Source organism: Vibrio sp. Isolate33 (assembly GCF_022397895.1).
GTDB lineage: Bacteria > Pseudomonadota > Gammaproteobacteria > Enterobacterales > Vibrionaceae > Vibrio > Vibrio pomeroyi.
Map to the genome: position 1 here is coordinate 66,869 of NZ_JAKEUP010000001.1, position 15,013 is coordinate 81,881.

The following is a 15,013-nucleotide window of genomic DNA, read 5'->3' on the forward strand; positions in this document are numbered from 1 at the left end:
TATTGTTTCATGTCAAATCCTTAGAACCTTATTCGTAGTCCTTAGCGGAAAAGGTTGTGAGAATTTTCCTACTTATTCATATTAAGTTTTAAATAACAGTAACTTATTTTCACATGCGGGTTGTTGCCTAATTTGACAAATTAGATGTCAAGTTTAGGATGTCCGACCTGTTTTGTAGGAAAGTTACATGTTGAACTATAGAAATACAATCGCTTTTATTGCCATTACTTTGGTCTGTTTTGTCATTCCAGAGACCACTGTCGCATCTGAAGAAAGGGACGACAAAATTGTTGTGGGTGTGCTGTCAGATAATAGTCGTGATGAGCATGGTAACTTTGAGGCTATTTATGGTATCAGCTTAGATTACCTATCAAATATAAGTCACTTCTTAAATTTAAAATTAGAAATTAAGCACTACCAAAATATTCCTGAGCTGCTTGGCGATGTCGAAGCAAATAAAATTGATGGCGCATTAGGGTTTAGCAAAACAGCAGAACGAGAAAAGAAGTTTGCATTTTCGGCACCCATTTTTTCTACCACTTTGGCTGTTTGGTACCGAGATGCGTATCTGAAAAACAGTAACCAACAGCAACTGACTTGGGCGTGTGTCAACAAAAGCGTGTATTGCCAACTTATTGAGAAGCGTGGTGCGCAGCAAATCTATCAAGCTACGTCACGAGATGATGCATTCGAAGCAGTCTTGCAGGGTAAAGCCGATGCGCTTGCGACTACCTACGTTTCAATTAACGAATATCTCGATCATAAAGATGTGATGAGAGGTGCTGTTGATGTTCCTTCATGGTTACCTGAAGAGAAAATTCGTTTCATTTCCAGTAAGGATAACTCAGAGCTAATAGAAGACATCGACTCTATTCTTTTGTGGGAAGTCGAAGGGCGTGGTATTCGTTCGGTCGCCTCCAAGAACCCTTACCACGTTAGCGACAAGCTTATCTCGCAATTTAAAGCTCACCAGAACGGCAAAGATGTCATCACATACAGTTCAAATGGTGAGGCGTATCCGTTTCTTTTCGAGAATGAAAAGAGACAGCTCGATGGCATGCTGGTTGAGTATCTAGCGTTAATTTCTGCAAGAACAGGGTTGGGGTTTAATTATGTCGTCCCTGAGTTGAACCTAGAATCCAGTTACACCTCATACAACGCTGATATTGTTCCTGTGTTATATCGCGATAGGACGAAAACTAAAGCGGCCCAGTGGTTAATCACCAAACCATTTATGAGCGCGAGTTTTACCAAAGTAACCCATAACGAAGCCAGCACTCTGCCTAAAACAGAAAAGAAAGGCATTCTTCTGAGTGTCAGCAAGCAAGGCATCATTAATGTTGGTGAGCGTGAAGACAGAAACATCACACGCTATCGAGATATGAAAGAGATTCTGGATGACTTAAGAAGTGGTGAGCTCTCGGCTGCGTATGTGCCGAACGATATTACGTACTCTATGATTCTGAATGATTCGTCTGAAGGACTGACTTTTGATAAAGACGAGGGCATCACGTATTCAATCGCATTCGCAGTTTCTAAGAAAAATGTCGAGTTAAAGAATGTACTGAACAGCATCATTGATACGGTGAGTGTGGAAGAGATTGAAAAGCTTCGCCGTAACTATCGTAAATTCGATCTGGTCTATGGTTACGACAGCAGCAACGTGAACAAATTTGCGGCTTTGGTATCGGTAGTGTTCGTGACTCTGTCATACCTTGGTTATCTGCTTTTGGTGAATTTGCGCTACAAAGTCAAACTTGCGGAGTTGAATGCAGGTAATGAAGAGAAAGAGAAAATTTGGCTCTCTGAAATCATTCAAGAGATCAACAATATCGTTTTTATTCATAATGATAAGAACGAGATATTACTGAGTAACTGCCCTAAGTTCCAATCGAACGAATGTCAGGTTTGTACCATGAAGTCACAAGCGAGTGGGGCTTCATTGGTCGGAAATCAGATTGAGATCAAAACGATTCTTGATGGTAATAACCTCAACGATACTCACTTGGCCGAAGACTGCCGTCTAGATATCTCTCATGTTCACAGAGAGAGTAAAACGATTTCATCATCGAACAGTGATAAGCGCTTTATCCTGACGTCTCTGCTTGATGTATCTGCGCAAAAGAAACGTGAAAACGCGTTAATCAAAGCTGAGAAAGAGGCGAAACTTGCAGTTGAAGCAAGAGAGAACCTACTCACTACCATGAGCCATGAACTTCGCACGCCTTTATCTGCTGTGCATGGGTTGCTCGACATCATTAAGATCAATGCGGTTAACGATAAAGACAGCCATTTAGTCGACCAAGCTCTTCGTTCTCTCGATCACCTAAATAAGCTGGTGGATGGGGTACTTGATCTGTCGAAGATCGAATCGGGTGTGCTGTCTGTTAAAGCTGAAAAGGTCGAACTATTACCGCTTCTTTGTGATGTATTCAGAACCTTTGAACCGATTTCTAAAAGCAAGGACCTTCATTATCGTGTTGAGATTCATCCCTTTGCTGAACGATGGATCATGGTTGATGGCATTCGTGTGTCTCAAATACTCACGAACTTGCTGTCGAATGCAGTGAAGTTTACCTCAGAAGGTGAGATCAGTGTTGTGGTGGCGGCTGTCGATAATCAGTTAGTTGTCGAGATAACCGATACCGGTATTGGCATGACTTCAGCACAACAACAGCAAGTGCTGAAACCCTTCGTACAAGCTGATGACAGCATCACAAGACATTATGGTGGAACAGGGCTAGGGCTCAGCATTGTTGATCAGCTCCTGCAATGCATGGGAGGTGAACTGCACATAGAGTCTGAGTTGAGTCGCGGTACCACAATCAATGTTTCTATCCCGTTTGTACGATGTGGCGATGATGAGGGCTATTCCATCAGGAGCCTAACGTATTCGCGAGATCTCCCTGACAACTTAAAGGGTTGGTGTCATGAATGGAAGTTAACAGAGTCTGAGAATACACCTGATCTTTATATCACGGAGAGTTCGCAATCTAATCTTGTCAGCATGACGGTTCGCCGAAACTTGAATAACCAAATAACGATTGAACAAGAACAGTTGAAGTACCCAGACAGCTTGTTGAATTTGATCGTAAAACCAGATGAGAACACCGTTAATTTACTCACTCCAGACGCTGTGAGCGATTGGCAATATGGTGATGTTCTTATCGCAGAAGATAATCCAATTAACCAGAGTGTGATGACATTGCAAATGAACGAAATCGGCATCAAACCTGTGTTTGTGGATACCGGACTTCAGGCATGGGATTACATTAATCACAACTCGATTAAGATACTGCTTACTGATTTCCATATGCCCGAAATGGATGGTTATGAGTTGGCAAGCAAGATCAAAAACAGTGAACAATTTAAAGATATTGTCGTGATTGGTATCACTGCGGAAGACTCACGAGTAGCGCGTGAGAAAACCAAAGACATAGCGATCGATGACATTCTTTATAAGCCATACAGTGTGTCTAAGTTATTGGATATTTTGGAGAAGCACGCAACGCCTGCTGGCCGCGCTCCCAGTTGGTTAGAACGATTCGACAAAAATGACGCGATTGCGGTTGCCAATGTGTTTATCGATACCATGAGTGAGGATGTCGCGAATTTCGATTTCCATTCGCCAACCATCAACCGAACCGTTCACCGAATTAAGGGGGCGTTAAACGCAATCGGAGCGAGTGAAATATCTGCGCTATGCCAAGACGTTGAGTGTTGTGAACCAAAAGCGAATAAAGAAAAGTTAGAGAAATTGGTCGGGGCCATTGAGTCAGAAATTGAATTTACAAAAGCGTGGTTAGAAGCCAATGAACACTAATCTTAATATCATGATTGTCGACGATCATCCGATTCATCTGATCTTGTTAAAACAACTGCTAACCAAGTTAAGTTGCAAGGTTACCGTTTTCGACAACGCGTTAGAGGCTTGTGAAAGCGTTACTTCTACAAATTACGACATCATCTTTTGTGATATTCAAATGCCAGTCCATGACGGAATCGACATGATGTTTATGTTGGATGAAGCTAATTACCAAGGCAATGTTGTCTTTATCAGTTCCGTTGAACTGACGGTGATTTCTGCTATTCGTGCCATGTGTGAAGGCTTTCCATTTGATGTGTTAGACATCATTGAAAAACCCTATACCCAAAAGTCGATTGAAGATGTGTTAGCGATGAGGCTCAAGTCAGCCAACAAAGCTTTTCCTGCGAGAAAGAAAATCGAGGTTACCGACGAAGAGTTTCTGGTGGCATTAGCAAATGGCCAAATACAGAACTACTACCAGCCTAAAGTCGACTTTGTCACGGAGCATTTGTCTGGTTATGAAGCGCTGGCTCGATGGGTACACCCTGAATATGGCGTGCTCACACCAGATGTGTTCTTGCCTATTGTGACTCGATGTAAATTGTCAGCAGAGCTGTTTGATACTGTTCTAAATAACGCGCTAGACGACATCAAAATTCGAAATCTGGACAAGAAAATCGCCATTAATGTTGATCAGTTCAATTTAGAAGACAGCGACTTTGCGCAAACCTTTATTACTCGATGCCTAGAGCGAGACGTTAATCCTTCGGCGTTCATTATCGAGATTACAGAGCGTGACACTTACCGTAACAGTGTCTCTTTGTACAAGAACCTCACTAAGCTGAGGGTGAATGACGTGACTGTATCGATTGATGATTTTGGAACGGGTAATTCGACTTTGGAAAAGTTGGCTCAACTGCCGTTCAACGAAATGAAAATTGACCGTTCGTTTGTCTTTGAAATTAAAGATGACCAAAAGAAAAAGAATATCGTTTTATCAATATGTGGCTTAGCGAAAAACCTTGGCATTAAGCTTGTCGCTGAAGGGGTGGAAGACCACGAAACTTGGTCTTTGCTAAAGGAATACGGTGTAGAAGTGTGTCAGGGATATTTTGTCTCTAAACCGTTGCCGTTAGAACTAGTCAAACAAATAGATATAGATATCAAATGAACTGTTTAATTTTCGACGATCACCCTCTGGTTTGTATTGCGATCAAGTCACTTGTTGAGTCTTCACCTCATATTGATCAAGTCAACGTGGCTTCAGAGTTGAAAACTGCCAATGAGTTTGTTCGTAAATCAAACATCGACTTATTGATCTTGGATGTAAATTTGAATGATTGCGATGGCTTCGACTTTTATCGTCGCATTAGAGCGCATGGATTCAAAGGGCGAGTCGTGTTCTATTCTGCTGAAACCAGTGCTTACTACAGCGAAATGGCGTTCAAAGTGGGAGCTCATGGTTATGTGTGTAAGTCAGAGCATTACAACGTACTCAAAGACGCGATTGAAGCCATTGCAAAAGGCTACTCGTTTTTCAAAGAGATTAATGACCCACACAAGGCAAAACGAACGCTTAAGCTTTCTGCTCGTGAAGCCACGGTCGCTAAATTACTGCTTAAGGGAATGACGAACAAAGATGCCGCCGAGTTTCTCTCTATCAGTGAGAAAACAATCAGTACTTATAAAAGAAGGATGCTTACCAAGTACAGCGTTGACAGTATTGTCGAGTTGTCGAGAGTGATTGAATTATGACGACTAAACGAATCATCAAATTAATGCCAAAATTTAAAGTGGCGACGATCTCACTGACGTTTTCTTCCATGTCATTTCTCTTGTTTGTCGTCAGTTTTGGCACGGTAGCGATCAACAATGACATCAAAGAATTTGATCTAAGCACGTTGCAGTTAGATAGACATAAAGACAACTTAGTTCTGTTGGGCTTGTTTACGGAATCTCAGATCAATCAAACGTCTGACGTGGGTAGCCATGACTTCGACAGCGTTGATGAGATCAACTTTGTTGATAGCATTTATCCTCTTGGTGATCCTGAACTGAATAAAGCCGAAATCGCTGTTAGGCATTTAATGCATCAAATTTCGTTATACAAAAACCTCGGTGGTATCGACGATAATTTTGTCTATTTTTATCGTTCTTATTCGGGTTCAAAATACATATTCCCGAATAAATTTGAGAACTTCACTCCGTCAGAAGCGCATCTTTCACGAGATATTTGCCTTGGAAGTGAGGTGTGTTCGATCACCGCGAAAGAATACCAATTGACGGATAGGGTCATCATATCGCCGCCTCACATTGGGCTGATAAGCCAAAAGGAAATCATTTCGATTGTGACCCCAGTGTATGACGAGGGAAACATCATTGGTGATTACGTGTTAAACGTGAATATAGACCTTTATATAAGCGGTGGTTTAGATGTGGGTTACGAGACGAAGAATAACACCAACAACTTAATAGTCACGTATCCAGGTTACCCGTACTCCTACCTCAATTACAGTAAGACGACGGTTGCGGATAACCAGACCACTTATACGTATCGCTATCCATATTCCAAGTTGGTTATTGATTACTTTTGGGTGTTTGTTGTTTTGCTGCTCGCTAGCCTTAACTATCTCTTTTATGTCAATAAGGCCAGGATCGCTAAAGACGAATTAGTGGATGCGAAACACTCGGCGTTAAAAGATGAGCTGACAGGGTTGTACAACCGTCGAATTTATAACGAGCCATCTTTCAATCAAGCAGTGCAAGGAAAAGCGTGTTCGATTATCGCCATCGATGGTGATCGAATTAAAAAGATCAACGATAACCTTGGTCACAGTTGGGGAGATGAAGTGATTCAACACATCGCTCATTCAATGAAAGACGTTTTCCGCCGTGATGATTTCTTGATAAGAGTTGGTGGCGATGAATTTATCGTTATTATGCCGAATTGCAGTTTTGAAAATGCTAAGAAAGCTTCAGAGATCTTACAAAGGCAAGTGACAGAGTCTAAAGTCGCTTCATTGGGCTTTGATGTTTCCGTGAGTGTTGGCGTCGCCTTCAAAGGTGCAAGTGAGTCACTGGAAAGTGTGTTTCACAAAGCCGATGAAAAGCTATATGAGCAAAAAGCACAGCGCTAATTGGATGCTTACTTAATCTAACTTATCGATTTGATGCTTCGTTATGTTAGATGAACGTCAGATATAGCGGCTGGTGGAAAGGATAGCGTCAGCAATGGCTCGCTCCCTTGTATTGACTAAACTTAGATACTAACGTGTACATGTTAGCTAAGTTTATGAATTTACGATGAAGGGTTGTTGCTGTGAATAAAGATTTAGATCTAAATCTTCTACGTATCTTGGTGTTGTTGGATAAACACCAACAACTTAAGCCAGTGGCTAAGATTCTGGGCAAGAGCGAGGCTTCTATTAGTAAGTACCTTGCTCGCTTAAGAGAGCAGCTTGGTGATGAGTTGTTTATTCGACATGCACACCATTTTGAAAGTACGGATTTTCTTAAGAAACAGCTTCCCGTCATTCAGGCTGGATTAGACAGTCTTGAATCTTGTATGGGAACGAGTACTTTTGATCCGCTAACTTATGACAAACCTATCACTATCTCGATGCCCCAAGTTGCACAGTATTTTTTGGGTGAACTGATATTGAATGACCTGTTTGAACTGTTTCCTAACGCGCCCATTAGTATCGTTAGCCCAAGTGATCGCCCAATCGAAAGCATCTTAGATGGTAATGTGGACGTGTACATGCACAATTTTAATGAAGAATGTCCTAAGAGTATCTATCAACTACCTGTTGGTTCGTTACCAGTCGGCATCGTACTTCCTGATGATATGGAAGCAGACTCGTTAGAAACGGCATTGTCATTGCCCTTTATTTTCTTGGAGCTAAAAGGCTGGAAGGGCTCTAAGCAAGTGGTGCGAATGATTTTAGAGAAGAAAGGATTTGAAATTGAATCTAAGGTCACCGTCGGGGATGTTGGTCTATTACTCGGACTGCTAAAGCGTCGAAGATGCGCTACCATAATGATGAATTTTGGTCGCTCGATTGAAGGCTTTAAATCGATTGAAATACCAGAATCATATTATGCGACAGGTCGCCCCAAAATTGCGGCTTACATCAAGCAAACCCACCGCAACAACGCGTTACATCGATTGCTTATTGATGTGATGGAGAAGTACTTAAACTAGGCTCACTGGCTCAGCAGATAAGTAAATAGATCAATATCGCTGTAACTGATGAACGATCAATTATTTCAGCGAGGTTAAGTTAAAGTGAGCTAAGAGGCTAAAGTGCATCGTTCAGTTGGACCAGTTCAACGATGGAATTGGCTCTGTACTTGTTTAGGATTCGTGTTTTATAGGTACTAATAGTCTTGGCACTTAGAGACAGTTTTTCTGAAATAAGCTTGTTCGAGTGCCCTTGAATCAGATACTGAAACACGATCGCTTCTTTGTTCGAAAGCTTTGTGTTCTTGCCATTGTTCTTTTGGTCTGATTTGAACAACGAATAACCTTTCATGATGCTGGATAGAGCGAAGCGAATGGATTCATGGCTTTCGTTTTTACTCAGGAACCCATTGGCACCAAGTGATTGAGCCGCCTCTGACAAGCTTGAGCTATCTGAGGAAGAAACAAACAGTAGCTTTCCTTCATAACCGTGTGCTTTGATTATTTTAGCGAGGTTCATACCATCGTTGTTTGCCAAGGTCACATCAAGAACAATCAAGTCAATGCTTTGGCTTTTCACGAGCTTTAAAATTGTTTCGGTATCGCTGGTTTTATGCAGATCGTCTACCTCTAACGAGTCCATCACCAACTCTGCAAGGGCTTCACGATAAAGCGGTTGTTCATCTATGATTAGAACGTTCTGATTTTTCATAAGTCACCTAAAATATTGCTGTGTGACATCCTGTCTCTTTGAGTTCTAAGATTGTGATAGGCAATAATTCTATGTAAAAACAAAGTAGTTAGGGTGAAAATGACATTTTAATATTTTGAAAATCATGTTGTTTAAGTATGGGGTAGCTCATTGCTCTCCCGAAAACTAGCGTCACTAATAGGTGGCTCTACCACGGGCTTTATACAAGATTTGATTGTAATTGATACTATTTAGCTCTTCTTTTGTGTGTAAGTTAACCAATACGTCATTGCACTTGTTAATTTTGATACGAATATCGTGCTTGCCTTCATAGGGCGAGCTCAGCAAAGCTGAAAGTTTGATTATTGCCAAACAGGTCTTTTTTGAGTGTGGTAAAAGGTCGTGAATGTCTAAATAATAATCAAGGTGCTTGTCTTTCGTTAAACGATCTGACGATTTCATTAACACCATCTCTTTGCGGATATTACTCAATTGCTGTTGTGAGATCTGTAGGCGTTCCTTAAAACCATTAAGCATATGAATTTGGCTACGAATAATACTTGGGTGTTGGTCTTGATTAATGCTGTCTTCCAATCTTTTTACGAATGTTGGCGTTTCGCTCAAGAAAGAGCACTGTTCTAATAAGAAGCAGAGGTGGTAGAAGTCATAAAAGTGGAAATCAGAAGTATAATTCAACGCTTGTTTTATACTGAGTGTTGCTGTTTTTAGGTCGCCTTTGATCAATGCAATGTGAGCAGAAATCAGTTTGTCCTGAAGAATAAGCTCTGGTGTTTTGCTAATATCGTTGAGAATCGAATTGTACGAAGCAAGCTGCCTTTCAAAGAGGTTTATTGAACCACCAAGCGGTTGCTTGTAAAGAAACGTACGCATGTAGTTAATCTTGGTATAAAACCCACCACGGAACGTATTGATGTTTTTTTCGTAATACCTTTTCATATAGGTGAAGGCATCTTGATATGCTTCTGCAGCGATAGATAAATTCGCGATCACTAATTCACGGTGCGCCCCCGCATCCAGTAACATCGCTGACTGTTTTAAGTGGTCGATAGCGTTGGGTAGGTCGTCTTCAATCGAATATATGTTCGACATTTCGTCGTGAAAGTAGGGGTTGTTTTTCTTTGATTTAACTAGGCTGAGTATCTCTTTTGCTTCATCCACTTGGTCTGTTTCAATGAGCGTACTTGCAAGGCCTGTTTTGATCCAATCTAAGTCATCTTCTTCGAGCAGGCTTTCATACTCCTCCTGAGCCTTATTAAATTGCTTACTTTTCAATAAGGCAGAGGCTTTGTATTTTCGGATAAGCTTTGAGTATTCAGGATGAAATGGTTGGAGCTCATCGCACTCGCGTACAACGCCCGAAAAATCGAATTCAGTTAACTTTTCAAAGATTGGTGCAAGGACCAATTTTCGATTGAGGGCTGAAAATATTCGTTTGATAAAGAACTGCTTGTTAAACGGTTTAAGTAGGTAATCGTCGGGGTCAGAGTCAACGATTGAACGCACGACGTTGTAATCATTTTCGCCCGTGAGGAACATAAAAACCGTGGTCGACTTTAAGATTCGAGCGTGCTTGAGTTCTTCCAAAAGCTGATAACCAGTCAGTTGGGTTTGGAAGTTATAGTCACAGATAATAATATCAAACGCGTTCTGACGGCACTGATGAATCACGTCGAAAGGTTTGTATGCATAAGATATGGATTCAAAGCCGATTTGGCGCAAGATTGTGGTTACACTGCTTGTAACCAGACGAGAGTCGTCTGCAACCAATACCGTATATTTTTTAATATCTTTATTCATTATTTTAACTGTTGACCAAATTTAGCTAATTGTAACAAAACGGAAATAGTGAAAATCGATACTGAGTTAAAATAAGAAAAGTCCTACATCGATTCGATTAATTTCCTACGTTATGAATCTCTAGCCATTCTTCAACTAAATTAACGCTATGTGAAATTAATTTAATAGTGTTGAGGTTGGTTTCTTCAACACTATTATTTCCTAATTTCAATGCTGTCTCTTCTGCTTTTATTTGTTGCTCTAGCGAAAAGTGTCCGATTGATGAAAGGCCACCTTTCATACGGTGTATGACTTGTAAGGTCTTTGTGCGCTCAGGTCTTGCGCTCATTAGTTGCTCTAAGTCTTCGTTCATTACGCTCACGTAAACCTTCGCAAGGTAAGATCTTTGATCGTCAGGGTAGTTACTTAGCCAGTTAATTTCATGACCAATGTTAAGTTTGTTTTCCATGAAAAGGGGGTGTTGGTGAGTTATTTATTTATAGTAACGACAGGGTGGTATTAATAAAAATATCACCCACCTATTGGAGTTGGTTAATTCATATATCTAACAAACGTAGAGAGCTGATTAATTAACATAAAGATGATGGGTTTTATTTATTCGCTCTCGATATGGAATAGTTCGCTATTTGGACAATGAAGCGTAATAGGCCGCAATATCTTTTATATCTTGTTCAGAAAGTCGACTTAATTGAGCCTTCATCATGTCAGCATAGGCACCTTCACGTTGGTCGTTCTTATACATTTTCATTGCATTGAACAAATAGAGCGGATCTTGCCCTTTAAGGTCAGGGTAATTTTGATTCGTGTTGTCGCCGGTGACTGAATGGCAAAAAACGCAGCTCGGGGATTTCAGTTTACCGAGTTCTGGGTCGCCAAAGTCTTCTGCGTGAAGTGTGAAAGAGAGAGTAGCAATGAATAAAGCTAGAGACTTGTTGTACACGTATATACTCCTGTGAAAACAAGAGTGTAAAGCTTCCCCTTAGGGGAAGCTCAAGTATTAATAGCGATAGCTGAGAACTTTATTGAGAGTTACAGCGCTTTTTCTAATTCCGTTAGGAATCGAGAAATGTCTTCTGAGCTAATGTCACGGTGAGTAACAAAGCGCACTGGGTTACCTGGCGACATAGTAATGCCTTTTTCACCTAAATCTTGTGCGATGCGGTTGATATCAACAGACTCATCTAACTTAGCGAACACGATGTTCGTTTGGATGAAATCAGGGTTAACCGAGAAGCCCTCAAGCTTGCTTAGGCCAATCGCTAGGTTTTTCGCGTTCTCGTGGTCAGCTTTAAGTTGATTAACGTTCTCAGTCAGCGCCATTTTAGCTGCAGCAGCAAGGATGCCTGCTTGACGCATACCGCCACCGACCATTTTGCGTAGTCGACGTGCTTTAGCGATGTACTCTTTACTACCGAGTAGCAGAGAGCCAATCGGCGCACCTAAACCTTTTGATAAACAAATCGTCATCGAATCGAAGTGTTGTGCGATCTCTTTAACGTGAACGTCTAACGCTACTGCCGCATTGTATACGCGTGCGCCGTCTAAGTGCATTTGCAAACCGTGTTGGTTTACGAACTCGCGAGCTTCCGCTAGGTAAGACATTGGCAGTACTTTGCCATTAATCGTGTTTTCTAGACTCAAAAGCTTAGTGCGGGCGAAGTGGCTGTCGTCTGGCTTAATAGCAGCAGCAAGCTTTTTGAAATCAAGAGTGCCGTCTGGGTTGTTTTCGATTGGTTGAGGTTGAATCGAACCCAGTACCGCAGCGCCGCCAGCTTCGTATTTGTAGTTGTGCGCTTGTTGGCCACAAAGGTATTCATCACCACGTTCACAGTGTGCCATTAAGCCGAGTAGGTTGGCTTGCGTACCTGAAGAGGTGAACATAGCGGCTTCAAAGCCTGTTTCGTTGGCGGCCCAATGCTCAAGTTCGTTTACTGTTGGGTCGTCACCATATACATCATCACCGACTTCTGCGTTTGCCATTACATCGCGCATAGCTTGTGAGGGTTTAGTTACGGTATCAGAACGAAAGTCCATGTTTCTCTCCTAGAGTGTTATAGGTAGCCGCAGAGTTGGGCTTTACTTAAACAAGCGATAGTTTTTGTATCGGTGATTTGATCGTGTCGTATTTTGTCGTGCAGTTCTTCTAAGCTCAGTTCGATCACTTCTATGACTTCATCTTCGTCACATTCAAAGCGGGTAGTGAGGCTAAGGTCTTTTGCAACGAATAGATGCTGTATCTCATCGCAGAAGCCAGCTAAAGGCGTAACTTGCCCCAAGCTTTGAAAAGAAGTTGCACTGTAACCAGTTTCTTCTTCCAGTTCGCGCTGCGCGCATTCAAGAGGTGTCTCATCAATTTCCATGGTGCCCGCAGGTAACTCTAGAAGCCACTTTTTGAGAGAAGGGCGAAATTGGTTAATGAGGATAATCTTTCCAGACGAAGTGATAGGAAGAATAACGGCCGCGCCAGGGTGGTTGATTGTTGTATGTTTTACCACGACGTTCGTAGGGAGCGTCACGTTCTCTTCTATAAGAGAAATACTTTTCCATTTATGGATAACTTTACTCATGCAGTCTGGCCACATTCCTTGCCAATTTGTCGATAACTGAAGACGTGCACCACCATAACGTCTATGGTGTCGAAAATAAAAGAAAAATTGGGTTTAGTTTTAGATTTCGTTTTACGCCGTTCGTGATGTTACTCTCATATTTGGAATCTATGATTACATGAAAATTACGACCCTAACCATCTGATATAAATGCAACTCAATAATAAAATACACTTGTAACAAAGTGCTAACAAATGTATAAAAACATATCTACACTCTCAACAGTTAAAAGATTTCCGGAGTAACGCATGAACCCTTCTATTTCCTCACATGCTGACAAAGCGCTACTCTCTGAAAGAATCAATAAATTAGCGCATGCTCTATCCGATGGTGTCTATGAAAGAGAAGACACGATTAAGCTCTGTTTACTGGCGGCTCTCGCCGGCGAAAGTGTATTCCTATTAGGCCCTCCGGGCATCGCAAAAAGTCTTATCGCTAAACGCCTAATTCAAGCTTTTGACAATAGCAGCTATTTCGAATATTTGATGACACGTTTCTCAACGCCAGAGGAAGTGTTCGGCCCGTTAAGTATCCAAGAATTAAAAGACAACGGTCGCTATGTAAGGCTGACCGAAGGCTACCTACCAACAGCACAAGTTGTGTTCCTTGATGAGATCTGGAAAGCAGGCCCTGCAATCCTAAACACACTGCTTACTGTAGTGAACGAAAAAACCTTCAAAAACGGCAGCGACATTGAGCGTGTGCCAATGCGCTTGTTGGTTTCTGCCTCTAATGAACTCCCAGACGAAGACAGCGGCTTAGAAGCGCTTTATGACCGTATGCTGGTTCGCGTGTTTGTAAACCGTATTCAAAACAAGCAAAACTTCAAATCGATGCTGACGACTGGCACGTCTCAAGAAGCTGTGATTCCAAAAGGTTTGGCGATCACTGACATTGAATACCATCAATGGCAGAAAGAGCTCGACAAGCTAGAGCTGACCGATAACTCGTTTAACAAGCTGTATGAACTGAAAACCATGCTTGAGGAAACAGTTAAGAAGCAAGGTTCAGCATCAGAGTCTGATTTGTACGTATCGGATAGGCGTTGGAAGAAAGCCGTTAAGCTATTGAAAGCGAGTGCCTTCTTTAGCGGTCGAGACAGCGTAAACCCACTAGATATCATGCTTTTGCAAGATTGTTTATGGCACAGCCCTGAATCACGTGATGTGGTTCGTAGCGTGGTTAAAGACTTTGCATTGAACCGTGCGTTCGATCAGCAAGAATCAAAAGCGCAAATCGAAATGTCTCGTGAGGAGCTTGAAGAAATTCAGGACGACGTTGAATCGACGCTGTCTGTGTCTTTATCGATGGAGTCTACCAGTGGCTTGCTACGTAAAGACGTTTACCAGAACGATATCAAGAACGCGAAGATGTACAGCGTGGGTAGCGCGTACAACTTAGTGAAACTGGTTCTGCTGCAAAGCAACATGTCAGTGTCTGAATCTGAGAAAGGTGATAGTCGTTGGGTGTACGTCGCCAAAGACGATTTTGACCGTGTGCTTAAAGAAGGTCATGGCGACATTTACGGTTACGTGAACGAAAACAAAAATTTGTGTCGCTTGAAGTTGGATCTTGATGCATCGAACCAATTGGTTATTAAAGATATCGCGAATCGCTCGGTATTAGTTAGTGTGGTGACAACTGACGGTTTGGACCAAGAGCTTTACAACAAGTGGCTAACTGGCGCAGAGAGAGCGTTAGAGCAACTTACAGAGGCCGAGTTCAAGTTGAAACGAGTGCGTACTGAGTTCCATGATGCGTTACCTCATAACTACATTGACCCAGAGCTCCCTAAAGCGATGGAATCAAGCTTACAGGCGGTTACACAAGACTTAGAAACCACAAAGGTGAAGAGCAGCAAGATCGCACAACGCATTAAGTTTATGAGTCAGTACTTCGAGTAAGGG

Annotated in this window: 12 protein-coding genes; 6 read left to right on the plus strand and 6 right to left on the minus strand. The window is 41.9% G+C overall.

The window, feature by feature from the left end:
* The first annotated feature begins 187 nt into the window (after positions 1–187).
* The 5 genes from L1D37_RS00290 to L1D37_RS00310 all read left to right on the plus strand — a co-directional run bounded on the left by L1D37_RS00290 (position 188) and on the right by L1D37_RS00310 (position 8,012).
* Positions 188–3,823, plus strand: a complete 3,636-nt coding sequence (locus tag L1D37_RS00290; protein WP_239846456.1) for a transporter substrate-binding domain-containing protein — start codon at positions 188–190, stop codon at positions 3,821–3,823.
* The gene (locus L1D37_RS00295) at positions 3,813–4,979 is read left to right on the plus strand and encodes an EAL domain-containing protein (protein WP_239846457.1); all 1,167 of its coding nucleotides are present in this window, start codon (positions 3,813–3,815) and stop codon (positions 4,977–4,979) included. Before L1D37_RS00290 ends, L1D37_RS00295 begins: the two co-directional genes overlap by 11 nt.
* Positions 4,976–5,563, plus strand: a complete 588-nt coding sequence (locus tag L1D37_RS00300) for a response regulator transcription factor (RefSeq protein WP_239846458.1) — start codon at positions 4,976–4,978, stop codon at positions 5,561–5,563. The genes L1D37_RS00295 and L1D37_RS00300 overlap by 4 nt, the downstream gene beginning before the upstream one ends.
* The gene (locus L1D37_RS00305; protein ID WP_239846459.1) at positions 5,560–6,945 is read left to right on the plus strand and encodes a diguanylate cyclase; all 1,386 of its coding nucleotides are present in this window, start codon (positions 5,560–5,562) and stop codon (positions 6,943–6,945) included. The genes L1D37_RS00300 and L1D37_RS00305 overlap by 4 nt, the downstream gene beginning before the upstream one ends.
* 182 nt (positions 6,946–7,127) lie before the next feature.
* Positions 7,128–8,012, plus strand: a complete 885-nt coding sequence (locus L1D37_RS00310; RefSeq protein ID WP_176679619.1) for a LysR family transcriptional regulator — start codon at positions 7,128–7,130, stop codon at positions 8,010–8,012.
* Between the two features lie 97 nt (positions 8,013–8,109).
* Here L1D37_RS00310 and L1D37_RS00315 read toward each other — a convergent pair whose 3' ends face one another.
* The 6 genes from L1D37_RS00315 to L1D37_RS00340 form a co-directional block, all read right to left on the minus strand.
* Positions 8,110–8,703: a response regulator transcription factor gene (locus tag L1D37_RS00315; protein ID WP_239846460.1), complete on the minus strand. Its 594-nt coding sequence runs from the start codon at positions 8,701–8,703 to the stop codon at positions 8,110–8,112.
* A 174-nt stretch (positions 8,704–8,877) separates the two neighbouring features.
* The gene (locus L1D37_RS00320; protein WP_239846461.1) at positions 8,878–10,500 is read right to left on the minus strand and encodes a response regulator; all 1,623 of its coding nucleotides are present in this window, start codon (positions 10,498–10,500) and stop codon (positions 8,878–8,880) included.
* A gap of 97 nt (positions 10,501–10,597) precedes the next feature.
* Complete coding sequence (locus tag L1D37_RS00325; RefSeq protein WP_239846462.1) at positions 10,598–10,852, minus strand: hypothetical protein; 255 nt, start codon at positions 10,850–10,852, stop codon at positions 10,598–10,600.
* Between the two features lie 270 nt (positions 10,853–11,122).
* Positions 11,123–11,440, minus strand: a complete 318-nt coding sequence (locus L1D37_RS00330) for a cytochrome c (RefSeq protein ID WP_239846463.1) — start codon at positions 11,438–11,440, stop codon at positions 11,123–11,125.
* A gap of 89 nt (positions 11,441–11,529) precedes the next feature.
* Positions 11,530–12,534: a low-specificity L-threonine aldolase gene (gene ltaE, locus L1D37_RS00335; RefSeq protein ID WP_239846464.1), complete on the minus strand. Its 1,005-nt coding sequence runs from the start codon at positions 12,532–12,534 to the stop codon at positions 11,530–11,532.
* A gap of 17 nt (positions 12,535–12,551) precedes the next feature.
* Complete coding sequence (locus L1D37_RS00340) at positions 12,552–13,067, minus strand: NUDIX hydrolase (RefSeq protein ID WP_239846465.1); 516 nt, start codon at positions 13,065–13,067, stop codon at positions 12,552–12,554.
* A 287-nt stretch (positions 13,068–13,354) separates the two neighbouring features.
* Between L1D37_RS00340 and L1D37_RS00345 the strand changes: the two genes are divergently transcribed.
* Complete coding sequence (locus tag L1D37_RS00345; protein ID WP_017632334.1) at positions 13,355–15,010, plus strand: ATPase RavA domain-containing protein; 1,656 nt, start codon at positions 13,355–13,357, stop codon at positions 15,008–15,010.
* Positions 15,011–15,013 lie beyond the last annotated feature (3 nt).